This is a genomic window from Micrococcus sp. HG099, assembly GCF_024723355.1.
GTDB lineage: Bacteria > Actinomycetota > Actinomycetes > Actinomycetales > Micrococcaceae > Micrococcus > Micrococcus endophyticus.
This window is the reverse complement of the sequence record NZ_JANQCJ010000025.1, coordinates 1-24,913: the sequence shown is the minus strand read 5'-3', so window position 1 is coordinate 24,913 and position 24,913 is coordinate 1. Positions and strand designations below refer to the sequence as shown.

Here is a 24,913-nt window from a genome sequence, read left to right as displayed (position 1 = left end):
GCCGTGTTCGGCGTGTGGGAGGCCGACGCCGTGGCCGTGCAGTCCCCGGACGGCCGAGTCGCCGCGTGGAGCACCGACACCCGCGCCGGCACCCCCCTGCTGCCCGCCCTCGACGACCAGACCCCGCTGCCGCGCTGGCGGGCCACCTGGGTGGGCGGCCGCATCGCCGCCGAGGCCGCCGACGGCGACGCGCGCGGCACCGGCGACCCCGCCTGAGCCCGGCCTTTCCTATACTCGAACGGATGAGACGGCTCCGCCCCGCGGCGGGCCGCCCCCACGATCCCCGGCCGGAAGGCGAGTAAGACGCATGCGCGTGCTGACCATCATCCCCACCTACAACGAGATCGAGTCGCTGCCGTTGACCCTCGGCCGCCTCCGGGACGCCGTCCCGACCTCGGACGTGCTCGTGGTGGACGACGCCTCGCCGGACGGCACCGGCCAGTGGGCGGACGCCCGCGCCGCGCAGGACCCGAGCGTCCACGTGCTGCACCGCACCACCAAGGACGGCCTGGGCGGGGCGTACATCGCCGGCTTCCGCTGGGGGCTGGAGCGCGGCTACGACGTGCTCGTGGAGATGGACGCGGACGGCTCGCACCAGCCGGAGCAGCTGCCGCGCCTGCTGGACGCCGTCCGCACGGCCGACCTCGTGATCGGCTCGCGCCGCGTGCCGGGCGGCAAGATGGTCAACTGGCCCGCCTCCCGCAAGATGATCTCCTGGGCCGGTTCCCTCTACCCGCGCATCATGCTGGGCCTGCGCCTGACGGACGTCACCGCCGGCTACCGCGCCTACCGCGCGGACACGCTGCGCGCCATCGACCTCGACGCGATCGAGTCCAAGGGCTACGGCTTCCAGGTGGACATGACCTTCCGCACCGCCCGCCTGGGCAAGCGTATCGTGGAGGTGCCCATCACCTTCGTGGAGCGCGAGCTGGGCGAGTCCAAGATGAGCGGCGGCATCATCGGCGAGGCCGTGGTCAACGTGACCCGCTGGGGCCTGGCCGCCCGCTGGGAGGGCCTGCGCTCCCGCCTGGGCCTCTGACGCCGCGCCGGGCGCGCCCCACGGCGCCGTCCGGCGTCCGCCGGCATCGGCGCCACCGACGACGACGGGGCCGGATCCTCCGAGAGGATCCGGCCCCGTCGCGTGTGCGGGGGAGGGCGACGCTCAGGCGTCGACGTCCTCACCGCGGCTGGCGCGCAGCTTGTTGAGCTGGAGCGCGTAGGTCTCCTGGAGCTCCTCCAGGCTGCGACGCTCGCGCAGCATGTCCCAGTGGGTGCGCACGGGCTTGCCCTCGGCCTCGGCGGGCTTCTCGCCGCTGACGAGGAACGCCTCCTTGCCGGTCTTCGAGGTCCAGGTGGCCGGGACGTCCGCCTCCACGGAGAAGGTCACGAACACCTGCTCGCCGTCCTCCGTGCGGTACTCCACGCGCTGGCGCGCGGCGGGCTCAACGCCGGCCTCGGACTCCAGGGACTGCGCGCCCAGGCGCATGCCCCGCAGGCTGCGATCGCTCACGTTCTCCTCCTCGTCACGCCGCGCCGGCGCCCGCGCGGGGGCGCGGTGCGCCCGAGGCGCGGCAGATCATGTTCAGTGCTGCAACCACTCAGTGTCCCACACCATTCCCGTCGGTCTCGCCCGCGGGGCGTCGGCCCGGCGCGCGCCCCGCGGAGGGGTCCGGCTCGAGCTCCTTCGGGGTGGCCAGCGCCTCGTCCAGAGACGTCTGGGGCATCTCCTGGGCCGTCACGGCGCCGGCGGTCATCGCGTCCATCACGCCGGAGGAGCGCAGGGCGTCCGCCGTCGTCGGTCGGGAGCCGCGCGGACGCCGCGGCCGCTCCGGCGAGGCGCCGCCGTGCTCGCCCGCGCGCTCGGCGGCCTCGCCCCGGGCCCCGGACGGGGAGGGGCGGCGGGACTCGCCGTCGCCGGCGGGGGAGAAGGCCTCGCCGAGCCCCTGCAGGGCACGGGTGAGCTCCGCCGGGACCACGAACATGGTGTTGGACTCGCCGTCGGCGATCTTCGGCAGGGCCTGCAGGTACTGGTAGGCCAGGACCTCGGAGTCGGCGCCGCCGCTGTGGATCGCGTCGAAGACCACCTCGATGGCCTCGGCCTCGGCGTTGGCGCGAAGGACGCGGGCCTGCGCCTCGCCCTCGGCGGAGAGGATCTGGGACTGCCGCTCGCCCTCCGCGGTGAGGATGGCCGCCTGCTTGGTGCCCTCGGCGGTGAGGATGGCCGCGCGGCGGTCCCGCTCGGCGCGCATCTGCTTCTCCATGGAGTCCTGGATGGACATGGGCGGGTCGATGGCCTTGAGCTCCACCCGCGAGACGCGCAGGCCCCAGCGGGTTGTGGCCTCGTCGAGGACGCCGCGCAGCTGCGAGTTGATGGAGTCGCGGGAGGTCAGGGCCTCCTCGAGGTTCATGCCGCCGACCACGTTGCGCAGCGTGGTGGTGGTCAGCTGCTCCACGGCGTGGATGTAGTTGGCGATCTCGTAGGTGGCGGCCTTCGCGTCCGTCACCTGGAAGTAGACCACCGTGTCGATCGAGACCACGAGGTTGTCCTCCGTGATCACCGGCTGCGGCGGGAAGGAGACGACCTGCTCGCGCATGTCCACCATGGGCAGCATGCGGTCCACGAACGGGATGATCATCGTCAGCCCGGCGCCGGCCGTCCGGTTGTACTTGCCGAGCCGCTCGATGTTCGCCGTGCGCGCCTGCGGGATGATCTTGACCGACGAGGCCACGATCACCGCCGCCAGCACGGCGAGGACGACCAGGATGATGATGGTTTCCATCGGGATCCCTCCGTAGGGGTCGGGGTGGGAGACGGGGAGGCCCGGCCGGCTCAGGAGCGGCCGTCCTCCCAGTCGATCTGGGGCAGCGGCCGCACCACGAGGGTCGCCCCCTCCACGCGCAGCACGGTCACCTCGGCGCCGGGGGCGGCGTCCGGGGCGCCGTCCTCGACGCGGGCGGACCAGGTGTCGCCGTCGACCGTGAGAGTGCCGGCCTCGGCGGTGATGGCGCCCTGCGCCGCCACGCGGCGCCCGGGCAGGGTGTCCAGGTAGGAGGCGCCGGCGCCGGTGTCCTTGCGCAGGTGGCGCAGGGCGACGGGGCGCACGGCGGCGAGCATGAGCAGCGCGACGACGGCGAACGCGGCCAGCTGCAGCGGGAGGGGACCGCCGGCCAGGGCGACGACGCCCGCGGCGCCCGCGCCGGCGGCGATCATGAGGAACACGAGGTCCAGGGTGAGCAGCTCGACCCCGATCAGGCCCGCGGCCGCGACCAGCCACAGCCAGCCCGCGTTCGCCTCGATCCAGTCCATGCGCTCGCTCCCCTCGGTGACGGCCCGCCCGGCCTGCCGGCCGCGCCTCGGCGTGTGACCCCCATCCTGCCCTACGGAGGCGCCGCGCACACAGCCTGTCCCCAGGTCGGGGTCCCGCCGTGTCCTACCGGTGGGTAATGTGACCTCCATGACAGTCGCGCCCGCCATCACCTCGCCGTTGCTCGAGCCCATCACCCTCGGCCCGCTGACCCTGCCCAACCGCGTGGTCATGGCCTCGATGCACCTGGGGCTCGAGGACCGCCACGAGGACCTGCCCCGCCTGGCCGCGTTCTACGCCGAGCGGGCGCGCAGCGGCGTCGGGCTGATCGTCACCGGCGGCGTGGGCGTGGTGCCCGAGGGCACCGTGGCACCCGGGGGCGGCCTGCTGGCCACCGCCGAGGACGCCCGCGCCCACCGCGTGGTCACGGACGCCGTGCACGCCGAGGGCGGCCGGCTCCTCGTGCAGCTGCTGCACACGGGGCGGTACGCCCGCGGCGAGGACCTGGTCTGCGCCTCCGCCGTCCGGGCCCCCATCTCGGCGCACACGCCGAGGGAGATGGACGAGGCGGACCTCGAGCGGACCGTGGCCGCGTTCGCGCGCGCCGCGGCCCTGGCCCTCGAGGCCGGCTACGACGGCGTGGAGGTGATGGCATCGGAGGGCTACCTGCTCAACGCGTTCCTCGCACCCGTGACGAACCGTCGGCAGGACGCGTACGGCGGCAGCGCGCAGGCCCGCCGCCGGTTCCCGGTGCGCGTGGTGGAGGCGGTCCGCGCGGCGCTGGGGGAGCGGGGCGTGCTCTCGGTGCGCACCTCCGCCGCCGACCTGGTGCCGGGCGGCCAGACCCGCGAGGAGGTCGCGGACACGGCGCGCGCCTTCGAGGCCGCGGGCGCGGACGTGCTCATGACCGGCATCGGCTGGCACGAGTCCCGGGTGCCGACCATCGTCACCTCGGTGCCGCGCGCAACGTTCCTGCCGGCGACGGCGGCGCTGTCCGCCGCCGTCGACATCCCCGTGATCGCGGCCAACCGCCTGACCACGCCCGCCGAGGCGGAGGAGGCGATCGCCTCGGGCGCCGCCGCCCTCGTGGGCCTGGCCCGGCCCTTGCTGGCCGACCCCGACTGGATGGCCGGGATCGGCGTCGACGACGCGGCGGCGCTCACCCCCTGCATCGCGTGCAACCAGGCGTGCCTGGACCACGTGTACACCGGGGCGCCCGTCTCCTGCCTCATGAACCCCCGGGCCGGCCGCGAGACCGACCCCGCGTACGCGCGACCGGTGCCCGTGGCGATCGGCCGTCGCCGGCGCGTCGCCGTGGTGGGCGCGGGCCCGGCCGGGCTCACGGCGGCCGAGCGCGCCGCCCGGTTCGGACACGAGGTCACCCTCTTCGACCGACACGACGAGCCGGGCGGCCAGTTCCGCCTGGCCCGGCGCATCCCCGGCAAGGAGGAGTTCGGCCCGGCGCTCGAGCACCTGGCCGCCCGCGCACGGGCGTCGGGAGTGACGGTCCTGACGGGCGAAGAGGTCACGGTGCAGACGCTCCTGACACCGGAGGGCGGGCCGGCCTTCGACGAGGTCCTGCTCACCACCGGGGTGCGGCCCCGCCGCATCGCGCTGCCCGGCGCGGGGGAGCCCGGCGCCCCGGCCGTGCACGCCTACGACGACGTCGTCCTGGGGCACGCGCAGCTCGGCCCGCGCGTCGCGGTAATCGGCGCCGGGGGAGTCGGCGTCGACGTCGCCGAGGCCCTGACCGCCGGGGCGCACCGGCCGGACGGCACGCCCGAGAGCGCCGAGCAGTGGCGGGCCCGCTGGGGCGTGGCGCTGGACTCGCCGACGCCCGGCCAGCTGGGGGAGCCGACAGGGGAGCCGCCCGCCCGTGAGGTGCACCTGCTGCAGCGCAGCCCCGAGCCGATCGGCGCCCGCCTGCGGCCGACCACCGGATGGGTGCACCGCGCCGAGCTGCGCCGCCACGGCGTGCGCCTGCACAGCGGCGTGGCCTACGAGGGCCTGTCCGCGGCGGGCCTGCACGTCACGGTCCCGGACCCGGAGCGCCCCGAGGAGCGGACCCCGCTCACCCTGGACGTGACGGACGTGGTGGTCTGCGCGGGCCAGGAATCCGAGGACGGACTGGCGGGCGACCTCGTGGCCGCGGGCTACCCCGCCGAGGCGGTCCGTCTCGTGGGCGGCGCCGCCGAGGCGCGGGAGCTCGACGCGTACCGGGCGATGGACCACGCCGTGCGCGCCGTCCAGGGCTGAGGCGGCGGGCGGACGAGACGACGGGGGCGCCGGGCCGACCGGCCCTCGCCGCCGGCGCGCGCACGCGGCTACGGTCGCGGCATGGCTCTCATCTACACCGCACAGCTGGACCCGGACAAGCCTGAGTGGATCCGCCGCCGCCTCGTCGCGCACGGCCTGCCCGAGGACGTCGACGCCGAGAAGGTCGGCTCGTACCGCTTCGACGACCCGGCCGGCGAGGTTGGCGTCGAGTCGATGATCGTGCGCGTGGGGGACCGGCTCTACCAGACCGCGTTCGCCTACCGGGGCGAGGCCCCGACGGAGGGGGACATCGTGGCCGAGGCCGACCACTCCGTGCTCGGCCGGCGCTGGGTCATGGACGCCGCCACCGACCCCGACGCCCGCCGCATCCTCACTGCCGGCCTGTGCGGTGAGATCCCGCAGGCCGTCCTGGAGATGCACGACGAGTCGGGGACCTACCTCGAGACCCGCCAGCCGGACGTGACCCTGCGCCTCGTCGGCGAGGGCGACGGCGGCGAGCTGGAGCTGCCCGTGGAGCTCGCCGATGCCGCTGAGGAGTCCGGCGACGGGCCCCGACGCCTGGTGGCCGAGGGCGAGGGCTTCACGGCCGTCGTCGCCCGTCTGGTCTGACCGGCCCCGGACCGGACCCGCACGGCGGACGTCAGGGGCGACCTACCGCGACGAGGCCCACGTCGACCGACCGGTCGACGTGGGCCTCGCGGCGTTCGAGCGTCAAGTCAGCGGCGCGCACCCCAGACGCGGGCCGGGCGGTGGCTCGTCAGCGACATGTACAGGGCGATGGCCCAGCCGATGACTGTCCAGCCGGTGAGCAGGTTGACCCAGAACACGGCCCACACGTTGGACTTGCCGCGGGTGGCGGCGACAGCCCAGGGCGCCAGGTAGCCGCCCGTGAGGATGGCCAAGAGGATGGCGATGGTCGCGTGGAGCGGTCGGTCTCGCTTGTCAGTCACGATCGTCATGGACATCAGGCTAGCCAGCGCCGCGCCGGCGCCGACAGGATGCGGGCGCGGGACCGGATGCGTCCGTCCAGGGTGGCGTTGCGCCACGGGCGGCGCGCGGCTCGGGTCAGGCGGGGCGGAACGGCGGCGTGTCCGGCCCGCGGGGGCGTCGCATCACCCCAGGTCAGGGCCGGATCTTTAATGAGCCGATAATGTACATTATGTAAACTAATGAGGAACGAGGGTCCCCCGTCGGGGCCGTACCTGACCCGTCACCCGCGCTCGGACGTCGACGGCGACGCGTCAACGTGAGCGACACGGCCACCGACGCGTGCCACCGCGTCGAGGACGTCTGCCGCGGCACCCGCCAGGGCGCGGGTCTCGTTCCACAGCCCTCCGCGCAGGCGCGCGTGGACCGCCTGCTGACTCACCTGCAGCTCCGCCGCGACCTCGCGCTGGCTGGCGCCGGCCTCCACGCGGCGGCCGGCGTCCTGCTGCGGCTCAGACCGACGGCGCTCCAACGCGCCCAGCAGCTGCAGCGCCGGTTCGATCCAGGCAGTCGAGGGGCCGCTCAGGCCCAGGACCGCGCAGAGGCCGCTGGCCCGCCGTGCCCGCTCCGCCTCGCGCTGGAGCAGTGACTCCCCCGCCGCCCGCCCCTCGGCGACCTCGACGACGACCGCCCAGACCCCGCTCCGGACCAGGGACAGCAGGATCCCGACGGCCTCCACGCCGGAGTCCACGCCGCCGACCAGCCGGGCCTCCGAGCCCTCCCCCTGGCGGCCGAACGGCAACACGAGGCTCGGCACCGCCCCGGGGCGGTTCAGCTCGTCCCCGACGCGGGCCCACGCGGCGTCGGTGGCATCGGGAACGGCCAGCGGGAGCAGGTGCAGGACGATCATGCGGTCATGCTATCCGCGACATGCCTCAGACTTTGTCTGAAACCCGGTCCGAGACGATGGCGCAGACTGGTGGCATGACCGAACTCCCCACTCGCCGTCACTCCCCCGCGTCCCCGCCCTCTCCTCTGTGGGCCGCGACCGCCCTCGCCGTCGACGCCGTCCTGGTCGTCGTCTTCGTGGCACTCGGCCAGGACCAGCACACCACCGATCGGGGCCTCGGCGGCCTGTTGGCGACAGCGCTGCCGTTCCTGCTCGGGCTGGTCGCCGCCACCGTCCTCACGGCCGGCCACCGCACGTGGCACCGGGTGTGGCCGCACGGCGTCGCCGTCTGGCTCGGCACGGTGGCCGTCGGCATGGCGCTGCGCGTGCTGTGGGACCAGGGCGGCGCGCCCCTCTCCTTCGTGCTGGTGGCGCTGGCCGTCCTGGGCGTCTTCCTGCTGGCTCGACGGGCGATCACGGCCTGGGTGGTCCGTCGCCGCACTCGAGTGTGACAATCCCTCTGGCTTGTCAGGAGCGAGGGTCTCCCCGGATGACGCAGTGCGGTGGCGGCCGATGCGCCGGGGCTAGGATCGGGCGGAGAACGGACCGAACGCCGCACCGAGGAAATGAGGACCGACCGTGGTGACCGCCATCGTGATGATCAAGACCGACAAGTCCAGCATCCCGGAGACCGCCGAGACGCTCGCCGCCCTGGAGGGCATCGGCTCCGTCTACTCGGTGACCGGCGCGTGGGACCTCGTCGCGATGGTCAAGGTGCGCCGGTACGAGGACCTGGCGGACGTCATCGCGGACCACCTCTCCAAGGTCGAGGGCATCCAGGACACCGAGACGATGCTCGCGTTCCGCACGTACTCCAGTGAGGACCTCGGCGAGGGCTGGGCACTCGGCTTCGAGGACTGATCCGCCCTTCCCCGACGACGGGCCGGCACCGAGGCAGGTGCCGGCCCGTCGTCGTCGTGCGTCAGGAGCGGGAGAAGGCGACCCAGCGGTCGAGGACGTCGCGGGCGGCGCCGGAGTCCAGCGACTCCGCGGCGCGCGCCATGTTCGCGGCGAGCCGGTCCGCCAGCGGGCCCTGGGCCTCGGCGTCCCACGCGGTGAGGCCGGTGGCGGCGTTCAGGAGGACGGCGTCGCGGATCGGCCCCTTCTCCCCCGCCAGCAGGGCGTGGACGAGGGTGGCGTTGTAGGCCCCGTCCCGGCCGGCGAGCGCCTCCACGGGGGCCAGTTCGATGCCGAAGTCCCGCGGGTCGAGCTCGTGGGCGGTCACCTCGTCCCGGACCTCTATGACGGTGGAGGGGCCCGAGGTGGTGATCTTGTCCCGGCCGTCCGACCCGCGGAAAACGAAGCCGCGGACGCCTCGGTCGGCGAGGACCTGGGCCAGCAGGGGCACCATGACCTCGCTCGAGCAGCCGAGCGCCTGGGCGGAGACCTGGGCGGGGTTGCTGAGCGGGCCCAGGAAGTTGAAGACGGTGGGCACGCCTAGCTGCTTGCGCACGGGGGCCACGTACTTCATCGACGGGTGGTAGTTCTGGGCGAAGAGGAAGGTGATGCCCACGGCCTCGGCGCACTCCTCTGCCTTCTCGCGCGGCATGGACAGGTCCACGCCGAGGGCCTCGATGACGTCGGCCGCGCCCGCGGTGGACGAGGCGCCGCGGTTGCCGTGCTTGACGATCCGCGCACCGGCGCCGGCCGCGACCAGCGAGGACATGGTGGAGAGGTTGACGGTGCCGAGCCGGTCGCCGCCCGTGCCGACGATGTCGAGGGTCTCCCCCGTCACCTGCACCGGACGCGCCGCCTGCACCATCGCCTCGGTGAGGCCGCGCAGCTCCGGGACGGTCACGCCCTTGGCGGCCAGGGCCAGCAGGAAGCCGCCCACCTGGCCCTCGGTGGCGTCGCCGGCCATCATCTCCCCCATCGCCCACGCCGCGGCCTCGTCCGAGAGGTCCTCGCCGAAGGTCAGGGCGCGGAACACGTCCGGCCACGTGGTCTCAGGGGCTGCTGCGGTGGTGTTCGGGATGCTCACGCCGCGAGCCTATCCCCCTGGATCGCGGCGACGTCCTCTGCCGCGTCACGTTCCGACCGACGCGAATCTGGACGTCTGCTGATGGTCAGCCGCTGACTGCCGCTGAAACATCTCCATCCGGCTGACGAGCCCTCTCGCGACACGGTAGGTTCGATTTACCCCCCGGGGCGTGTTTGGGGCCATAATGGCTGGGTGACCACAGCTAACCCCACTCTCCATCAGCCCACCACGGGCCTCCCGAGCCGGCCGAACATGGTGCAGGTCGGGACCATGGTGTGGCTCGCCAGCGAGCTCATGTTCTTCGGTGGGCTCTTCGCCATGTACTTCACCCTCCGCTCCACGTCTCCGGAGCTCTGGGCCGAGCACACCGCGATCCTGAACGTCCCGCTCGCCGCGGTGAACACGCTGATCCTGGTGCTCTCCTCCGTCACCGCCCAGTTCGGCGTCCTCGCCGCCGAGCGCCTCCAGCCCCGCCGCACCGGCGGCTTCCTGCAGTTCGGGAAGTGGGGCATGGTCGAATGGTTCATCCTGACCTTCATCATGGGCTCGATCTTCGTGGCGGTGCAGTCCTACGAGTACGCGGTGCTCGTCTCCGAGGGCGTGACCATCGCGGCCAACGCGTACGGCTCGGCCTTCTACATCACCACCGGCTTCCACGCCATCCACGTGACCGGTGGCCTCATCGCGTTCCTCTTCATCATCGGCCGCGCCTACATGGCCCGCCGGTTCGGCCATCACGAGGCCACGTCCGCGATCGTCGTGTCCTACTACTGGCACTTCGTGGACGTCGTCTGGATCGCCCTGTTCTTCATCGTCTACTTCCTGAAGTAAGACGACCCTCACTCACCGCACCGACGTCAGGTACGGGCCGGGGGCACGCAGCGGCCCGGCCCGGAAGAGAACGATAGGAAACCCCCGTGAAGGCACTTTCGCAGAACCGACGCCATCCCCTGATGGGGCTGGCGCTCCTCCTGCTGGGACTCCTGGTGACCGGCGGACTGTACTCCGTCGCGAGCACCGTGAACCAGGCACAGGCGGCCACGCAGGTCACCGCGGCCGCCTCGGCTGATGACATCACCGAGGGCGAGAAGCTCTTCAACGCCAACTGCGCCTCCTGCCACGGCATGGGCGCCGCGGGGGGCCCCTCCGGCCCGTCCCTGATCGGCGTCGGCGCCGCGTCCGTCGACTTCCAGGTCGGCACCGGCCGCATGCCCATGCAGATGAACGGCCCGCAGGCCCCGGCCAAGCCGAACCAGTTCAACGAGGAGCAGACCGCTCAGCTCGCCGCCTACGTCGCCTCCCTCGGCGCCGGCCCGGCCATCCCCGAGGACGAGTACCTCGACGTCAACCACGAGGACGTGGACATCACCCGCGGCGGCGACCTGTTCCGCATCAACTGCGCCATGTGCCACAACGCCGCCGCCGCCGGCGGTGCGCTGACCCGCGGCAAGTACGCCCCGTCGCTGCAGGGCGTCGAGGAGAAGCACATCTACGAGGCCATGGAGACCGGCCCGCAGAACATGCCCGTCTTCTCGGACGCGAACGTCAAGCCCGAGGACAAGCGCGACATCATCGCCTACCTCAAGACCATCGAGAACCAGGGCTCCCCCGGCGGCCTGCAGCTCGGCTCGCTCGGCCCCGTCTCCGAGGGCCTGTTCATCTGGACCGCGGGCCTCGCGCTGATCATCGGCTTCATGGTCTGGCTGACCAGCCGGTCCTCCTGATCTCGTCGGCGTCTCGACGCCGGCCACCCGTCATCGACATTCATCACTCGAGTAAAGGAAACAGGTCATATGGGCGAGAAAGGCTTTGAAGGGACCGGGCACCGCTCGGACGCCCTCGAGCACGCCGGCGAGGACGCGCCCCGGTACGCGATCGACAACCCGGGCCTCCCGCCGCACCGTCCGCGTCTGGCCGATGAGGATCCGAAGGCCGCGAAGCGCGCCGAGCGCCAGGTCTCGGTCATGTTCCTCATCTCCATCGTGGGCACCGTGCTGTTCTTCATCGGCTACTTCGGAGTCGGACAGATCGGCAACGACGAGGCGTTCAGCAAGATCTACCTGCAGAACCTGCTGCTCGGCCTCGGCACCGCCCTGGCCATGTTCGGCATCGGCATCGGCGTCGTGCACTGGGCCAAGACCCTGATGCCCGACCACGAGACGATCGAGGAGCGCCACGAGGTCCGCGCCGAGGCCGACCGCGTCGCCGCGACCACCATGATCTCGGAGATCCTGGACGAGTCGCAGATCAAGCGTCGCCCCCTGCTGCGCAACACCCTCATCGGTGCGGCCCTGCTGGCCCCGCTCCCGTTCATCGCCGTGTTCCGCGACCTGGACAACACGGACAACTTCTCGGACGAGGAGATCCACAACTTCGGCCCCGAGCGCCTGCGCCACACCATGTGGGCCGAGGGCGTGCGCCTCGTGCGCGACCCCACCGGCTCCCCCATCAAGGCCTCGGACGTGACCCTCGGCTCCGCCGTGCACGTCATCCCGGACGGCCTGAACGACATGGGCCACGGCAAGCTCAACGAGAAGGCCAAGGCCGTCGTGCTGCTCATGCGCCTGGATCCCGCCAAGGTGCAGATCACCCCGGGCCGCGAGGACTGGAACGTGGACGGCATCTTCGCCTACTCCAAGGTCTGCACGCACGTGGGCTGCCCGATCGCCCTGTACGAGCAGCACACCCACCACCTGCTCTGCCCCTGCCACCAGTCGACCTTCGACCTCACGCAGGAGTGCAAGGTCATCTTCGGCCCGGCCAGCCACGCGCTGCCGCAGCTGCCGATCACCGTGGACGACGAGGGCTTCCTCGTGGCCCAGAGCGATTTCCATGAGCCCGTCGGGCCTGTCTACTGGGAGCGTGGCTGACACCTATGAGCACCACCGTGAAAGAGTTCCAGCCGGCGACCTCGACCGGCCGCATCGCGAACTTCGTCGACACCCGCATGGGGATGTCCCCCATCGTGAAGTTCTTCGGTCGGAAGATCTTCCCCGACCACTGGACGTTCATGTTCGGCGAGGTCGCCCTCTACAGCTTCGTCATCCTGCTGCTGTCGGGCGCGTTCCTCACGTTCTTCTTCGACCCGTCGATGTCGCACGTGACCTACAACGGCGCCTACGCCCCGCTGCGCGGCATCGAGATGTCCGCGGCCTACGCTTCGACGCTCGACATCTCGTTCGACGTCCGTGGCGGCCTGTTCATGCGCCAGCTGCACCACTGGGCTGCGCTGCTCTTCGTGGCCGCGATGTCCGTGCACATGCTGCGCGTGTTCTTCACCGGCGCGTTCCGTCGCCCGCGTGAGCTGAACTGGCTGGTCGGCTGCTTCCTGCTGATGGCCGGCTGGGCCGCCGGCTTCACCGGCTACTCCCTGCCCGACGAGGTCCTCTCCGGCAACGGCCTGCGCATCATCGACGGCATCCTGAAGTCGCTGCCCCTCGTGGGCACCTACCTCTCCGCCTTCTTCTTCGGCGGCGAGTTCCCCGGCTACTCGATCATCGGCCGTCTGTACGCGCTGCACATCATGATCGTGCCCGCGGCCATCCTGCTGCTGATCGGCATCCACCTGTTCATGGTGGTCGTGCACAAGCACACCCAGTACCCGGGCCCGGGCCGCACCGAGAACAACGTGGTCGGCTACCCGGTCGGCCCCGTGTACGCGGCCAAGGCCGGCGGTTTCTTCTTCATCGTGTTCGGCGTCCTCGCCCTCATCGCGTCCACCGTCACGATCAACGCCAACTGGAACTACGGTCCCTACGACCCGTCCCCCGTGCAGGCCGGCACCCAGCCCGACTGGTACATCGGCGTGTTCGACGGCGCCCTGCGCCTGATGCCGGGCATGATCGGCGACTTCTCCTTCCTGTGGAACATCCCCATGCCGTGGGGCTCCTCGGTCTCGCTGCCGATGGGTGTCCTGGTCCCGCTGATCCCGATCGGCGTGCTGATCGTGGGCATGTGCGCCTGGCCGTGGGTTGAGCGCTGGATCACCAAGGACGACACCGAGCACCACCTGCTCGACCGTCCGCGCAACGCCCCGACCCGCACGGGCATCGGCGTCGCCGCGGTCATCTGGTACTGCGTGATGTGGGCGGCGGCGTCCTCGGACCTCATCGCCACGCACTTCCACCTGTCTCTGAACGACGTGCTCTACGCCCTGCGCACGCTGTTCTTCCTGGGCCCGGTGATCGGCTTCATCGTGACGCGCCGCATCTGCCTGTCGCTGCAGCGCAAGGACCGTGAGCTCGTGCTCCACGGCCACGAGGCCGGCGTGATCGAGATGTCCCCCGACGGCGGCTTCCACGAGCGCCATCGTCAGCTCACCGATCACGAGCTGTACCGTCTCGTGTCCTTCGAGGACCGTCGCCCCGTGCCGGCCCTCCCCAACCGCTCCGGCAAGGTGGGCATGATCGAGAAGGCCCGCGCCGGCCTGAACCGCATGTTCTACCAGGACCGCGTCGCCCCGGTGACCCGCGAGGAGCTGGTCGAGGCCCGCACCCACGGCCACCACGGCGTCGAGGACGGCGGCCACCACGAGCTGGGCGCCGACCCGAGCTCGCACAACCCGAAGATCGACGGCTGACCTTCGATCCCCTCGGACGCAGAAGGCCCCGCACACCTCTCGGTGTGCGGGGCCTTCCGCTGTCCGGACTCCCGCCCCTTCGCGTCCCCTGTCGTCTGAACACTTTCGTCCGGGAAACGGGAGCCTCCCACGGTGCTTTCGTTTGGGAAACGGGAGGCTTCGAGCTCTCGCCCTCCGACCGGGGCAAGCCGAACCGGCCGTTCTCATCCCCTGGGAGCGTCGGCCGGCGCATCTGGACGCCAGACCCACGCACCGTCGTGGGGGTCCCGGCGCGACCCCTGCACGGGTGCATGCGCGGGTCGGACGACGTCGGTCAGCCATAGCGTCGTGTCCGGGTGCCACCCGGCGAGCACGGTCGCGACGCCCTCGCCGACGGGCAGACAGCGTGTGGCGGAGGCGAGGCAGCCGACTGCCGTCAGGTGGAGCGCATCCCACTCCTGGGCCACACAATCGCGACCCGGGATCACCCATCGCCCGGTTCTCCCGTTCACCCGTTCACCCGTTCACCCGGTGCCAGTCGTGGCCCCTGGAGGCACTCGCGTCCAGAGGGACGCTGCGGCATAGCCGGGCCCGGTCACCCGGGCTGGTCACCTCGTACGTACGTCCGACGTCGTTCCCCGGGGTCACGGCAGCCGCCCCCGCTCCGGAATAGTCTTGGATGAGATCCAACCCCTCAGGCACCTGCGTGACGGCTGCGGTGATGCCCACCGGGATCGACCAGCCGCCCCGGACCGGGTCGCCGTGGGGCCTGCGGGCCGTCCTGCCGCTGCGCGGGGTTCCTCCCGCTCCTAGTTCCGTGCCCAAGCCTCGAGGACGCCTCGGGAGTCCCCGGGCAGCGAACTCCGGCCTTCTCGCTCCCAGCCGTCGATCACCCACCGGGAGTCTGCCCGCGGACGAGCCCCCTGGCGGGCCGGCTCTGAGCCCAGCACGTACGCCGCCTCCGTCTCCAGGACCGCTCGGATGCTCGGGTGCGCTGTCAGCACGTCCTCTCCGTCGGGCTCCTCTGCCAGTACCTCGCGGCCGCCACCGTGCCGACCAGGGCCGCGTGATCGGGTCGTTCCTCGGCCGGGTCCATGTGAGGTCGAGGCCGGCGAGGGCCTGCACGAGCTGACCAACGGAGACCGCTGGACGAGACTCGGCGCCGGGCCGCCCACTGGTGACGGTGAAGAGGCTGCGGGACGTGCCCCGCGACCCGGGTCACGATCATGTCGGAGCCAGGACGCGAGCCCTGTGGCTCGCGGGCTGAGGATCATCCCCGTTCCAGGCCGAGGCGGCGTCCGCGCGGGCCGGCCACCCGCTCGTGCCCACGCGTCGTCGTCGGCCGATCCACACCGGGAGGACGGTGTAATCGAGATCTGCGCCCGGTCCACGCCCCCGCCACCGTCCAGACCCCCGTGCCGTCGTCGTCGGCCTCCTGGGAGCTCTCCCCCGGCCTCGGCGGATTCGGGCCGCTCGATACTCGCTTCCCACCCAGAGGGGCCTGGAGAGGCTCCCGTTTCCCGGACGAAAGCGTTCGGGAAGGCTCCCGTTTCCCGCACGAAAGCGCCGGGGCTCAGCGTCCGTGGGCACGACGACGGCGGGCCGGCCCTCCGAAGAGGTCCGGCCCGCCGTCGTCGTCAGCGCCGGTGGCGCTGCGTGATCGACCCGAGGTCAGTGGGCGTACTTGCCCCGAGAGAACTCGTAGACCCAGCCGAAGGTGAAGTACGCCGCGGCGACCACACCGATGATGAAGACCCACCAGCCGACCGCGAGGCCGGTCACGATGATCGCGCAGGCCAGGCCGAGGCCCAGCGGCCACCAGCTCCAGGGAGCGAAGGTGCCGTAGGTGCCGGCGTAGTCGGTGATCTCGCCGTCCTCGTCATCCGAGGGGCCGAGGCCGAACTTCTTGTCCGTGGCCTGCAGGTACCAGGCGATCATCCAGGACATCCCGCCGAGGGCGTAGATCGCCGGGATGCCGGCCCATTCCGTCCACTCGACCCAGAACCCGTAGAGGGTGCCGGCCGCGATGAAGAAGAGGCCGATGATCCAGAAGATGTTGGCGGTGACCTTCACTGGGCGACCTTCTCTCCGAAGGCCTCAGGCGTGTGCTGAGGCGAGTGCGGGAAGAGCTCCGGGTGGTGCAGGTCCAGGGCCGGACGCTCCGAGCGGATGCGGGGCAGCGAGTGGAAGTTGTGCCGCGGCGGCGGGCACGAGGTGGCCCACTCGAGCGAGGCGCCGAAGCCCCACGGATCGTCCACGGTGACCTTCTTGCCGTAGCGGGCGGTCACGTACACGTTCCAGAAGAACGGGATCAGCGAGGCGCCCAGGATGAAGGAGAACACGGTGGAGAACGCGTTCATCGCGGTGAAGCCGTCCTCGATCATGTAGTCCGCGTAGCGACGCGGCATGCCGATGACGCCCAGCCAGTGCTGGATCAGGAAGGTGCCGTGGAAGCCCACGAACAGCATCCAGAACTGGATCTTGCCGAGACGCTCGTTCAGCATCTTGCCGGTGAACTTGGGCCACCAGAAGAAGAAGCCGGCGAACATCGCGAACACCACGGTGCCGAAGATGACGTAGTGGAAGTGCGCCACCACGAAGTAGGTGTCGGACACGTGGAAGTCCAGCGGCGGGGCGGCCAGGATGACGCCGGTCAGGCCGCCGAAGAGGAAGGTGACCATGAAGCCGAGGGTCCAGAGCATCGGGTTCTCGAAGGTGATCGAGCCCCGCCACATGGTGCCGATCCAGTTCACGAACTTCACGCCGGTCGGGACCGCGATGAGCATGGTCATCACGGAGAAGAACGGCAGGAGCACGGAGCCGGTGACGTACATGTGGTGCGCCCACACGGTCACGGAGAGGGCGGCGATCGCCGTCGTCGCGAAGACCAGGGACTTGTAGCCGAAGATCGGCTTGCGGGAGAACACCGGGATGATTTCCGAGACGATGCCGAAGAACGGCAGCGCGATGATGTACACCTCGGGGTGGCCGAAGAACCAGAACAGGTGCTGCCAGAGGATGGCGCCGCCGTTCTCCGGGTTGAAGATGTGGCCGCCGAAGCGACGGTCCATGCCCAGCGCGAAGAGCGCGGAGGCCAGCGGCGGGAACGCCATCAGGATCAGGATGCCGGTGATCAGCGTGTTCCAGGTGAAGATCGGCATGCGCCACATCGTCATGCCCGGGGCGCGCATCGTCAGGATCGTGGTGATGAAGTTGACGCCGCCCATGATCGTGCCGAAGCCCTGGAGGGCCAGGCCGAACACCCAGAGGTCACCGCCGACGCCCGGCGAGTACGTGGTGTTGGAGAGCGGGGCGTACGCGAACCAGCCGAAGGAGGCCGCACCCTGCGGGGTGAGGAAGCCGGCGGTCGCGATCAGCGAGCCGAACAGGAAGAACCAGAAGGCCAGCGCGTTCAGACGCGGGAAGGACACGTCCGGGGCGCCGATCTGCAGCGGCACCAGCACGTTCGCGAAGCCCACGAAGAGCGGGGTGGCGAACATCAGCAGCATGAGCGTGCCGTGCATGGTGAACAGCTGGTTGTACTGCTCCTTGGTCTGCAGGATCTGCATGCCGGGCTCGAAGAGCTCGGCGCGGATCATGAGGGCCATGACGCCGCCGATGCAGAAGAAGACGAAGGACGTGATCAGGTACATGTACCCGAGCACCTTGTGATCGGTCGTCGTCAGCCAGCTGACGGCGATCTTGCCCAGCGAGCGGGGCACCACGCGAGGCTGCGCCTGTGAGCGCACCTCATCCGTTGCGTACTCGTAAGTGGTCATCAGTGGCTACCTCCACCACGGGGGGTCTGGAGGTCGCGCTCCATCTCCCGGGCACCGTCGGGGTTGTTGTAGGGGTTGCGGTTGTACTCGTCGCCCACCAGACCCGGCTCCATCTCGCCGAGGCGGTCCACGAACTCGGCCTCGTCCACGACCTCGACGTTGAACAGCATCTCGGAGTGGAACTCGCCGCACAGCTCGGCGCACTTGCCGTCGTAGCTGCCCAGCTCCTGGGGGGTCAGGTAGAGGTGGTTTGTCTTGCCGGGGACCATGTCGCGCTTCTGGAGGAACTGCGGGATCCAGAAGGAGTGCGCCACGTCGCGGGACTTCAGCTCGAAGTGGACCGGCACGTCGTTCGGCAGGTAGAGGACGGGCAGGGTGTCACGGACGCCCTCGGAGCCGTCCAGCTGAGCCTGGATGCCCGAGTAGTGGGCCTCCACGACCTCGCCGTTCTCCTGCTCGTAGGAGTAGTTGAAGTCCCAGGACCACTGCTTGCCGTAGACGGTGACCGTCAGCGGCGAGTCGTCCACGGGACGGTCCACCTCGGTCTGCACGCGGTCGGTGAAGCCCCACAGGGTGAAGACCATGAGGATCGGGATGATCGTGAACATGGTCTCGAGCGGCACGTTGTAGGCCGTCTGCTTCGGGAAGCCCTGATCGTTCTTGCGGCGGCGGTAGGCCACCATGCACCAGATCATGGCGCCCCAGGCGAGCAGGCCCACGACCAGGGCCGCGATCCAGGAGTTCACCCACAGGTCGGTGAGCTGGGCGTTGTGGTTGGTGGTCTCCCGGGTGCCGGGGTACCAGCCGCGCTGGACCTCTGCCGAGCAGCCGGTCAGCACCAGGAGCGCCGTGGTGCCCACGGCACCGGCGGTCCAGCGGCGGCGAGTCCGACGTCCGGCGTCATTCTGTGCTCTCACAGACGGCCTTCCTCTTCATCTCGTGTGCGAGGGGCGGGCCCGTCACCCCGGTGGTTCCGCGAGTTCTCGCAGGTGCCACGCAGGGAGCGCGGGTATGCCCTGATGATTCGTCAGCCAGTCTAAGCCGACGTGGGCCGTTTCGCCGCACCGTGACACGTCAGGATCGTGTCTGGGAGTCGGGTCCGAGCCTCCTGGACGCGCCGGCGGGGCCTGCTCCCCCGGGCACGACGACGGCGGGCCGGCCTGGGGCCGACCCGCCGGGTCGTCTCACGGGCGGGGCGGATGCGCCCCCGCGCGTCAGTGGAAGGAGTCGCCGCAGGCGCAGGAGCCGACGGCGTTGGGGTTGTCGATCGTGAAGCCCTGCTTCGAGATGGTGTCCTCGAAGTCGATGGTGGCGCCCATGAGGTAGGGCACGCTCATCTTGTCGACGATCACCTGGACGCCGTCGTAGTCGCGCACGGTGTCCCCGTCGAGCACGCGCTCGTCGAAGTAGAGCTGGTAGATGAGGCCGGAGCAGCCGCCAGGCTGCACGGCCACGCGCAGGCGCAGGTCGGTGCGGCCCTCCTGCTCGAGCAGCGAGCGCACCTTGCCGGCCGCGACGTCGGTCAGCTCGACCTCGTGCGGGGGCAGGCCCTCGGCATCCTGGGTGGCGCCGATCTCGACGCCGGTCTCGTCCGCGGACAGAGCCATCGTGACCTCCTTGAGGATCAGGGGGGGCGCGCCGGCGGGCCGGGCCCGTCGCGCGCGGTGTCGTCTGCTCAACACTATCCCCGCGGCGGCCATTCCCGGCCCGCGCGCGAGGTCGCGGCGGGCCGGGTCCGTCTCAGCCGGCGAGGCGGGCGAGCCAGAGGGCCTCGGCGACGACGGCGCGCCGGAAGTCCTCGATGTGCAGGGACTCGTTGGCCGAGTGGGCGCGCGAGTCCGGGTCCTCCACGCCGGTGATGAGGATGGTGGCGTCCGGGAACACCTCGGCGAGGTCCGCGGTGAACGGGATGGATCCGCCCATGCCGGCCTCCTTGGGGGCCACGCCCCACGCGTCCCCGAGGGCGCCCATCATGGCGGCGGCGAGCGGGTCCGAGGTGTCGGTGTCGAACGGCTGCCCGAACTCCCCCGCCTCCACGGTGATCTCGGCGCCGAGCACGGCCGCGGACTGCGCCTCGAGGTGGGCCTTGAGCGCCTCGAACGCCTCGGCCGGGTCCATCCCGGGGCCCAGGCGGAGCGAGAACTTGGCGCGGGCCTGCGGCTGGATGGTGTTCGAGGACTCCGCGACGGAGGGCACGTCGATGCCGATCACGCTCAGCGCCGGGGCGTTCCAGAGCCGGTCGGCCACGGGGCCGCGCCCGGCGAGGGTGACCGAGTCCAGGACGCCGGCGTCGGCGCGGAAGACGTCCTCCGGGTAGTCCAGGCTCGCGGAGCGCCGCGGCTCGAGGCCGGGGACGGCCACGGCGCCGTCGGCGTCGTGCAGGGTGGCGATGAGACGCGAGAGCAGGACGACGGCATCCAGCACGGGGCCGCCGAACATGCCGGAGTGCACGGCGTGGTCGAGCACGCGCACGGTCACGGTGCCGTCCACGAGCCCGCGCAGGGAGGTGGTGAGCGCCGGCTCCCCCACGGCCCAGTTCGAGGAGTCGGCGACGACGATGGCGTCGGCCTCCAGTCGGGCGCGGTGGTTCTCGAGGAAGGTGCGGAAGGTCGGGGAGCCGGCTTCCTCCTCGCCCTCGATGAACACGCGCACGCCGACGCCGGCGTCGGGCAGCACGTCCTTCAGGGCGGCCAGGGCCGCGAGGTGGACCATGATGCCCGCCTTGTCGTCGGCGGCGCCGCGGCCGTAGAGGCGGCCGCCCTTCTCGGTGGCCACGAGGGGCTCGGTGTCCCACAGCGCCTCGTCACCGATGGGCTGCACGTCGTGATGGGCGTACAACAAGACGGTGGGCTTGTCGGACGCACCGGGCTTCTCGCCGATGACCGCTGGGCCGCCGGGGCGTCCGTCCTCACGGGTCTCCGTCACGATCTCCACGCCCTGCAGGCCGGCCTGGCGCAGCAGGGCCGCGACGGCCTCGGACGAGCGCTCGAGCTGGGCGCGGTCGGCGGAGTCCCACGCGATGCCCGGGATCGCCACCAGGTCGGTCAGGGTCTGCAGGGTCTGGGGGAAGCGGGCGTCGACGGCGTCGCGCACGGCCGCCACGAGGGCGGCGTCGTCCCGCACGGGGGGTGTGGTCTCAGTCATGCCCGCCAGCCTAGACGTCCGGACCCGCCCCCTCCCGGCCCCGCGCCTCGCGGCCCGACTAGACTGGGCGGGTGTTCAAGCGAGACAAGACCCCCGAGACCGCGCCCGCCCCCTCGACCCACGGCTCCACGGCCGTCCGCGCCGACGGCCCCGCCGCGGACCCGGAGGCGCCCCGCGACCGGGCACAGGGCAAGCAGGGCCCCACCCCACGCCGCCGCGACCAGGAGGCGGCGCGCCGCCGCACGATGGTCCCCGAGGACCGCAAGGCGGCCCGCAAGGCCGCGCGCGAGGCGGCCGCCCAGGACCGCATGCGCCAGCGTGTGGCCCTCGAGACCGGCGACGAGCGCGGCCTGCCCCTGCGCGACCGCGGCCCCCAGAAGCGCTGGGTGCGCGACTACGTGGACGCCCGCACCGGCATCGGCGAGTGGCTCATGCCCGTGGTCTTCGCCTACGTGCTGCTGATGTTCCTCCCCGGCCGGGAGGTCCAGCTGTTCCTCATGATCAGCCTCTACGCGCTCGTCGCGCTCGTGGTGATCGAGAGCCTCATCGTGGCCCGCCGCATCAAGAAGGGCCTCACGGAGCGCTTCGGGGAGCCCGAGTCGGGCACCGGCTTCTACGGCGTGATGCGCGCCCTGCAGTTCCGCCGCCTGCGCCTGCCCAAGCCCCAGGTCAAGCGCGGCCAGTTCCCCGCCTGAGCCCCGCCCGTCCGCCGGGCGACCATGCGAGGAGGCCCGGACCCCTGCGGGGTCCGGGCCTCCTCGCATGCGGGTGCGTGCCGCGATCAGCCGCGCAGCGTGCACGCCAGGCCGGCGGAGATGCGCCCGGCCCAGAACGGGCCCTCGTAGAGGAAGGCCGTGTACCCCTGGACGAGGTCCGCGCCGGCGTCCAGCCGGGCCTGGACGTCGTCGGCGTCGGTCACGCCGCCCACGCTGATCACGGCGGTGCCGACGGGCAGGGCCGCCCGCAGCACCCGCAGCACCTCCGTCGAACGCTCCTTCAGGGGCGCGCCGGAGAGGCCGCCGGCGCCCAGGGCGTCGACGTCGGCGCGGGGCGTGGCCAGACCCTCCCGGGAGATCGTGGTGTTGGTGGCGATCACCCCGTCGAGCCCGAGGCGCTCGGCCAGGGCGGCGACGGCGCGCACGTCCTCGTCCGTGAGGTCCGGGGCGATCTTCACGGTCAGGGGCACCCGGCGTCCGGTCACCACGCGGTCCGCCTCCTCGCGGACGGCGGTGAGGATCGGCTCGAGGGCGTCGATCTCCTGGAGCTGGCGCAGGCCGGGCGTGTTGGGCGAGGACACGTTCACCGTGAGGTAGTCCGCGTGCGGAGTGAGCAGCCGCGTGGAGGCGCGGTAGTCCTCGGCCGCGTCCTCGAGCGCGACGACCTTGGTCTTGCCGATGTTCACGCCGAGCACGGGGCGCACGGCGCCGAAGCGGCGCTCCAAGACGGCGCGCGTGCGGGCCAGGCGGGGGGCCACCGCGGCGGCGCCGTCGTTGTTGAAGCCCATCCGGTTCACCAGGGCGCGGTCCTCCACCAGGCGGAACAGGCGCGGCTGCGGGTTGCCCGGCTGCGCCTGGGCGGTGATGGTGCCGACCTCGATGTGGCCGAAGCCCAGGTCCGCCAGGGCGGCGGTCCCCCTCCCCTCCTTGTCGAAGCCGGCGGCGAGGCCGAACGGCGTGGGGAACCGCAGCCCCATGACGGTGCGGGCCAGCAGCGGGTCCGGGCGGAAGGCCGCGCGCAGGGCCGCCGAGGCGCCCGTGCGCTCGGCGAGCCGGATCGCGTCGAAGCCGCGGTGGTGCGCCTGTTCGGCATCCATGCCGCCGAACACGGCGCGGAAGAAGGGCGGGTAGAGGCGGGGGGCACGGGAGGTGAGCACGCCGTCGACGGCGGCCTTGGGATCGGGCAGCTGCATGGGCCCATCCTCCCACGCGCGTGCCCGGGGCCACGGTGCGCTCCTAGAGTGGGACGCATGTCCATCGAGCCGGCCGAGCAGCCCATCCCCGCCGACGAGTCGGAGCCGAGCCGGCCCCCCGAGGGCGGGCCCACCGACGAGGACACCCGCCCGCTGCTGGACGACCCCCCGGGCCTGGGCTGGGTGGAGGATGGGATGGCCGGTTTCGAGCGCCTCACCCTCGGCCTCGACACGGACGAACAAGGCCAGAACCTTGTCACAGTGGTGCGGCCGCAGGCCACGGGCCCGCGGGACCGGACCCGGCGCGCCATCCTCTCCGTCCACGGCTGGAGCGACTACTTCTACAACGCGCCCCTGGCGCGCGCGTTCGAGGAGGCCGGCTACGCCTTCCACGCCGTGGACCTGCGCCACTACGGCCGCTCGCTGCGCGAGGGGCAGACCCCCGGCTGGACGGACGACCTCGCCCGCTACGACGCCGACCTCGAGGCGGCCCTGGCCACGATCGCCGAGGACCATCCCCTGCCGCCGGTGCTCATGGGCCACTCCACGGGCGGCCTCATCGCCTCCCTGTGGGCGCACCGCAATCCGGGCCGGATCTCCGCCCTCGTGCTGAACAGCCCCTGGCTGGAGATGCAGGGCAGCGCGGGCGTGCGGCTGCTGGCCAAGACGATCGTGGACCCGGTCTCCGCCCTCAAGCCGTACGCTATGCTCACCCTGCCCCGCATCGACTACTACTGGCGCACCCTCTCCGACCAGGCCGAGGGCGAGTGGGACCTGCATCCGCTGTGGCGGCCCACCCACGCCTTCGAGGTGCCCGCGGCCTGGCTCAGCGCCGTCCTCAAGGGGCACCGCACGGTGGCCCGGCGCCTGCAGGTCAGCGCCCCGATCCTCGTGCTGGTCTCCGCGCGCGGCCACCGCGGCACCTCCTACGACGAGGCGATGCTCGCCTCGGACATCGTGCTGGACCCGGACGCCATGGCCCGCAGGTCCCTGCGGCTGGGCGACCGGGTCACGGTCCATCGGCTCCCCGACGCCCTGCACGACGTGTTCGCCTCCCCCGCGTCGGTGCGCGAGGCGGCCGGCGCCGCGACGCTCACGTGGCTGGGAGCCTACGCGCCGCCGTCGGCGTCCGAGGCCGAGTCCGGCGCGCCGGACGACGGCGCCGGCTGAGGGGTGTCCACGGCGCCGCCGTACCGGCGGTCCCGCCGGGCGTAGGTCTCGACGGCCTCCCAGAGCGTGCGGCGGTCCACGTCCGGCCACAGCACGTCGAGGAAGAGCAGCTCCGCGTAGGCGGACTGCCAGAGCAGGTAGTTGGACAGGCGCTGCTCCCCCGAGGTCCGCAGGAACAGGTCCACGTCCGGGACGACGTCGACGTCCTTGCCGGCACGGAAGCCGCGGTCCAGGTAGCGCGTGATGACGTCCTCGGTGATGTCCGCCGGCCGCATCCGCCCGGCCCGGACCTCCTCGGCGAGGGCCTGCACGCCGTCCTGGATCTCCGCGCGGCTGCCGTAGTTCACGCACATGTGCAGCGTGGTGCCGGTGTTGTGCCGCGTGAGCTCCTCGGCCTCCTGCAGCTCGCGGATCACGGGGGTCCACAGCCGCGGGGCGCGCCCGTTCCAGCGGATGCGCACGTTCCACGAGTGCAGGGTGTCCCGCTGGCGGCGCAGCACGTCCCGGGAGAAGCCCATGAGGAAGCGCACCTCCTCCGCCGAGCGCCGCCAGTTCTCCGTGGAGAACGCATACGCGGACACGTGCCCCACGCCCAGCTCCACGGCGCCGGCGACGACGTCCAGCAGCGCCGCCTCGCCGGCCCGGTGACCCTCGGTGCGGGGCAGGCCGCGCTGGTTGGCCCAGCGCCCGTTGCCGTCCATCACGATCGCCACGTGGCGGGGGACGAACCGCGGGTCGATCCGGGGGGCGACCGCACCGGAGGGGTGCGGCGGCGGGGACTGCGGGGCACGGTCGGCTCTCATGGTCTCCTCTCGACGCGCGGGGCGGGGAGGCCGAGGTCCTGGTCCAGGACGGACAGGGACACTAGGCGCCGCTCGGCGTGGAACTGCAGGTACGCGGCCACGATACCGGCC

The 24,913-nt window shown here is 71.9% G+C and carries 24 protein-coding genes and 1 pseudogene; 12 read left to right on the top strand and 13 right to left on the bottom strand.

What is annotated here, in order from left to right:
- Together NWP10_RS03980 and NWP10_RS03975 are read left to right on the top strand one after the other, a co-directional pair.
- Window positions 1-216: pseudogene (locus NWP10_RS03980) on the top strand (hypothetical protein); the annotation flags it as partial.
- Window positions 217-307: 91 nt separating this feature from the next.
- Window positions 308-1,039 (top strand): polyprenol monophosphomannose synthase, encoded by a 732-nt coding sequence (locus tag NWP10_RS03975; RefSeq protein ID WP_258299951.1) that lies wholly within the window; start codon window positions 308-310, stop codon window positions 1,037-1,039.
- A 123-nt stretch (window positions 1,040-1,162) separates the two neighbouring features.
- On the opposite strand, the gene NWP10_RS03970 is transcribed toward NWP10_RS03975, so the two are convergent.
- The 3 genes from NWP10_RS03970 to NWP10_RS03960 form a co-directional block, all read right to left on the bottom strand.
- Window positions 1,163-1,510, bottom strand: a complete 348-nt coding sequence (locus NWP10_RS03970; RefSeq protein WP_158492780.1) for an RNA polymerase-binding protein RbpA — start codon at window positions 1,508-1,510, stop codon at window positions 1,163-1,165.
- A gap of 88 nt (window positions 1,511-1,598) precedes the next feature.
- Window positions 1,599-2,780: an SPFH domain-containing protein gene (locus NWP10_RS03965; RefSeq protein ID WP_184170893.1), complete on the bottom strand. Its 1,182-nt coding sequence runs from the start codon at window positions 2,778-2,780 to the stop codon at window positions 1,599-1,601.
- 50 nt (window positions 2,781-2,830) lie between these two features.
- Window positions 2,831-3,307 carry an NfeD family protein gene (locus NWP10_RS03960; protein ID WP_017489631.1) on the bottom strand — a complete coding sequence of 159 codons (477 nt, stop codon included), beginning with the start codon at window positions 3,305-3,307 and terminating at the stop codon, window positions 2,831-2,833.
- A gap of 148 nt (window positions 3,308-3,455) precedes the next feature.
- Here NWP10_RS03960 and NWP10_RS03955 point away from each other — a divergent pair, with 148 nt between their 5' ends.
- Together NWP10_RS03955 and NWP10_RS03950 are read left to right on the top strand one after the other, a co-directional pair.
- Window positions 3,456-5,561: an FAD-dependent oxidoreductase gene (locus NWP10_RS03955; protein WP_258299949.1), complete on the top strand. Its 2,106-nt coding sequence runs from the start codon at window positions 3,456-3,458 to the stop codon at window positions 5,559-5,561.
- An 81-nt stretch (window positions 5,562-5,642) separates the two neighbouring features.
- Window positions 5,643-6,191, top strand: a complete 549-nt coding sequence (locus NWP10_RS03950) for a hypothetical protein (RefSeq protein ID WP_258299948.1) — start codon at window positions 5,643-5,645, stop codon at window positions 6,189-6,191.
- Window positions 6,192-6,298: 107 nt separating this feature from the next.
- Here the strand turns inward: NWP10_RS03950 and NWP10_RS03945 are convergent, their stop codons facing one another.
- Both NWP10_RS03945 and NWP10_RS03940 read right to left on the bottom strand, forming a co-directional pair.
- Complete coding sequence (locus tag NWP10_RS03945) at window positions 6,299-6,541, bottom strand: superinfection immunity protein (protein WP_026106836.1); 243 nt, start codon at window positions 6,539-6,541, stop codon at window positions 6,299-6,301.
- Between the two features lie 251 nt (window positions 6,542-6,792).
- Window positions 6,793-7,419 carry a hypothetical protein gene (locus NWP10_RS03940; protein ID WP_258299946.1) on the bottom strand — a complete coding sequence of 209 codons (627 nt, stop codon included), beginning with the start codon at window positions 7,417-7,419 and terminating at the stop codon, window positions 6,793-6,795.
- Between the two features lie 74 nt (window positions 7,420-7,493).
- On the opposite strand from NWP10_RS03940, the gene NWP10_RS03935 reads away from it, so the two are divergent.
- On the top strand, window positions 7,494-7,910 hold the full coding sequence (locus NWP10_RS03935) for a DUF3054 domain-containing protein (protein ID WP_258299945.1): 417 nt from the start codon (window positions 7,494-7,496) through the stop codon (window positions 7,908-7,910).
- A gap of 127 nt (window positions 7,911-8,037) precedes the next feature.
- Window positions 8,038-8,319: an Lrp/AsnC family transcriptional regulator gene (locus NWP10_RS03930; RefSeq protein WP_017488339.1), complete on the top strand. Its 282-nt coding sequence runs from the start codon at window positions 8,038-8,040 to the stop codon at window positions 8,317-8,319.
- Window positions 8,320-8,380: 61 nt separating this feature from the next.
- Here the strand turns inward: NWP10_RS03930 and trpD are convergent, their stop codons facing one another.
- The gene (gene trpD / locus NWP10_RS03925; RefSeq protein ID WP_258299943.1) at window positions 8,381-9,439 is read right to left on the bottom strand and encodes an anthranilate phosphoribosyltransferase; all 1,059 of its coding nucleotides are present in this window, start codon (window positions 9,437-9,439) and stop codon (window positions 8,381-8,383) included.
- Window positions 9,440-9,691: 252 nt separating this feature from the next.
- Between trpD and NWP10_RS03920 the strand changes: the two genes are divergently transcribed.
- The 4 genes from NWP10_RS03920 to NWP10_RS03905 all read left to right on the top strand — a co-directional run bounded on the left by NWP10_RS03920 (window position 9,692) and on the right by NWP10_RS03905 (window position 14,018).
- Complete coding sequence (locus NWP10_RS03920) at window positions 9,692-10,270, top strand: heme-copper oxidase subunit III (protein WP_258299952.1); 579 nt, start codon at window positions 9,692-9,694, stop codon at window positions 10,268-10,270.
- Between the two features lie 86 nt (window positions 10,271-10,356).
- Entirely contained in the window at window positions 10,357-11,163 is an 807-nt protein-coding gene (locus NWP10_RS03915) for a c-type cytochrome (RefSeq protein ID WP_258299942.1), read from the top strand.
- Between the two features lie 69 nt (window positions 11,164-11,232).
- Window positions 11,233-12,309, top strand: a complete 1,077-nt coding sequence (locus NWP10_RS03910; RefSeq protein ID WP_258299941.1) for a ubiquinol-cytochrome c reductase iron-sulfur subunit — start codon at window positions 11,233-11,235, stop codon at window positions 12,307-12,309.
- A 5-nt stretch (window positions 12,310-12,314) separates the two neighbouring features.
- Window positions 12,315-14,018: a cytochrome bc complex cytochrome b subunit gene (locus tag NWP10_RS03905; RefSeq protein ID WP_258299940.1), complete on the top strand. Its 1,704-nt coding sequence runs from the start codon at window positions 12,315-12,317 to the stop codon at window positions 14,016-14,018.
- Window positions 14,019-15,668: 1,650 nt separating this feature from the next.
- Here NWP10_RS03905 and NWP10_RS03900 read toward each other — a convergent pair.
- The 5 genes from NWP10_RS03900 to NWP10_RS03880 form a co-directional block, all read right to left on the bottom strand.
- Window positions 15,669-16,070 carry a cytochrome c oxidase subunit 4 gene (locus tag NWP10_RS03900; protein ID WP_017488334.1) on the bottom strand — a complete coding sequence of 134 codons (402 nt, stop codon included), beginning with the start codon at window positions 16,068-16,070 and terminating at the stop codon, window positions 15,669-15,671.
- The gene (gene ctaD, locus NWP10_RS03895; protein WP_051039967.1) at window positions 16,067-17,776 is read right to left on the bottom strand and encodes a cytochrome c oxidase subunit I; all 1,710 of its coding nucleotides are present in this window, start codon (window positions 17,774-17,776) and stop codon (window positions 16,067-16,069) included. The genes NWP10_RS03900 and ctaD overlap by 4 nt, the downstream gene beginning before the upstream one ends.
- Entirely contained in the window at window positions 17,776-18,636 is an 861-nt protein-coding gene (gene coxB, locus NWP10_RS03890; protein WP_017488332.1) for a cytochrome c oxidase subunit II, read from the bottom strand. The genes ctaD and coxB overlap by 1 nt, the downstream gene beginning before the upstream one ends.
- Before the next feature lie 354 nt (window positions 18,637-18,990).
- Window positions 18,991-19,383 (bottom strand): iron-sulfur cluster insertion protein ErpA, encoded by a 393-nt coding sequence (gene erpA / locus NWP10_RS03885; protein WP_017488331.1) that lies wholly within the window; start codon window positions 19,381-19,383, stop codon window positions 18,991-18,993.
- A 133-nt stretch (window positions 19,384-19,516) separates the two neighbouring features.
- Complete coding sequence (locus tag NWP10_RS03880; RefSeq protein ID WP_158492828.1) at window positions 19,517-20,920, bottom strand: dipeptidase; 1,404 nt, start codon at window positions 20,918-20,920, stop codon at window positions 19,517-19,519.
- Between the two features lie 71 nt (window positions 20,921-20,991).
- On the opposite strand from NWP10_RS03880, the gene NWP10_RS03875 reads away from it, so the two are divergent.
- Window positions 20,992-21,615: a DUF3043 domain-containing protein gene (locus NWP10_RS03875; RefSeq protein ID WP_017488329.1), complete on the top strand. Its 624-nt coding sequence runs from the start codon at window positions 20,992-20,994 to the stop codon at window positions 21,613-21,615.
- A gap of 86 nt (window positions 21,616-21,701) precedes the next feature.
- Here the strand turns inward: NWP10_RS03875 and NWP10_RS03870 are convergent, their stop codons facing one another.
- A complete protein-coding gene (locus NWP10_RS03870; protein ID WP_017488328.1) occupies window positions 21,702-22,829 on the bottom strand; it encodes a quinone-dependent dihydroorotate dehydrogenase in 1,128 nt (375 codons plus the stop codon).
- A 57-nt stretch (window positions 22,830-22,886) separates the two neighbouring features.
- Between NWP10_RS03870 and NWP10_RS03865 the strand changes: the two genes are divergently transcribed.
- Entirely contained in the window at window positions 22,887-23,999 is a 1,113-nt protein-coding gene (locus NWP10_RS03865) for an alpha/beta hydrolase (protein WP_017488327.1), read from the top strand.
- On the opposite strand, the gene NWP10_RS03860 is transcribed toward NWP10_RS03865, so the two are convergent.
- A complete protein-coding gene (locus NWP10_RS03860) occupies window positions 23,939-24,802 on the bottom strand; it encodes an isoprenyl transferase (RefSeq protein ID WP_017488326.1) in 864 nt (287 codons plus the stop codon). The genes NWP10_RS03865 and NWP10_RS03860 overlap by 61 nt on opposite strands.
- Window positions 24,803-24,913: the final 111 nt, after the last annotated feature.

Coding starts and splice junctions, on each gene's coding strand:
- NWP10_RS03975 (WP_258299951.1), top strand. CDS start 308: ATGCGCGTGCTGACCATCATCCCCACCTACAACGAGATCGAGTCGCTG.
- NWP10_RS03965 (WP_184170893.1), bottom strand. CDS start 2,780: ATGGAAACCATCATCATCCTGGTCGTCCTCGCCGTGCTGGCGGCGGTG.
- NWP10_RS03960 (WP_017489631.1), bottom strand. CDS start 3,307: ATGGACTGGATCGAGGCGAACGCGGGCTGGCTGTGGCTGGTCGCGGCC.
- NWP10_RS03955 (WP_258299949.1), top strand. CDS start 3,456: ATGACAGTCGCGCCCGCCATCACCTCGCCGTTGCTCGAGCCCATCACC.
- NWP10_RS03950 (WP_258299948.1), top strand. CDS start 5,643: ATGGCTCTCATCTACACCGCACAGCTGGACCCGGACAAGCCTGAGTGG.
- NWP10_RS03945 (WP_026106836.1), bottom strand. CDS start 6,541: ATGACGATCGTGACTGACAAGCGAGACCGACCGCTCCACGCGACCATC.
- NWP10_RS03940 (WP_258299946.1), bottom strand. CDS start 7,419: ATGATCGTCCTGCACCTGCTCCCGCTGGCCGTTCCCGATGCCACCGAC.
- NWP10_RS03935 (WP_258299945.1), top strand. CDS start 7,494: ATGACCGAACTCCCCACTCGCCGTCACTCCCCCGCGTCCCCGCCCTCT.
- NWP10_RS03920 (WP_258299952.1), top strand. CDS start 9,692: ATGGTGCAGGTCGGGACCATGGTGTGGCTCGCCAGCGAGCTCATGTTC.
- NWP10_RS03910 (WP_258299941.1), top strand. CDS start 11,233: ATGGGCGAGAAAGGCTTTGAAGGGACCGGGCACCGCTCGGACGCCCTC.
- NWP10_RS03905 (WP_258299940.1), top strand. CDS start 12,315: ATGAGCACCACCGTGAAAGAGTTCCAGCCGGCGACCTCGACCGGCCGC.
- ctaD (WP_051039967.1), bottom strand. CDS start 17,776: ATGACCACTTACGAGTACGCAACGGATGAGGTGCGCTCACAGGCGCAG.
- erpA (WP_017488331.1), bottom strand. CDS start 19,383: ATGGCTCTGTCCGCGGACGAGACCGGCGTCGAGATCGGCGCCACCCAG.
- NWP10_RS03880 (WP_158492828.1), bottom strand. CDS start 20,920: ATGACTGAGACCACACCCCCCGTGCGGGACGACGCCGCCCTCGTGGCG.
- NWP10_RS03870 (WP_017488328.1), bottom strand. CDS start 22,829: ATGCAGCTGCCCGATCCCAAGGCCGCCGTCGACGGCGTGCTCACCTCC.
- NWP10_RS03865 (WP_017488327.1), top strand. CDS start 22,887: ATGTCCATCGAGCCGGCCGAGCAGCCCATCCCCGCCGACGAGTCGGAG.
- NWP10_RS03860 (WP_017488326.1), bottom strand. CDS start 24,802: ATGAGAGCCGACCGTGCCCCGCAGTCCCCGCCGCCGCACCCCTCCGGT.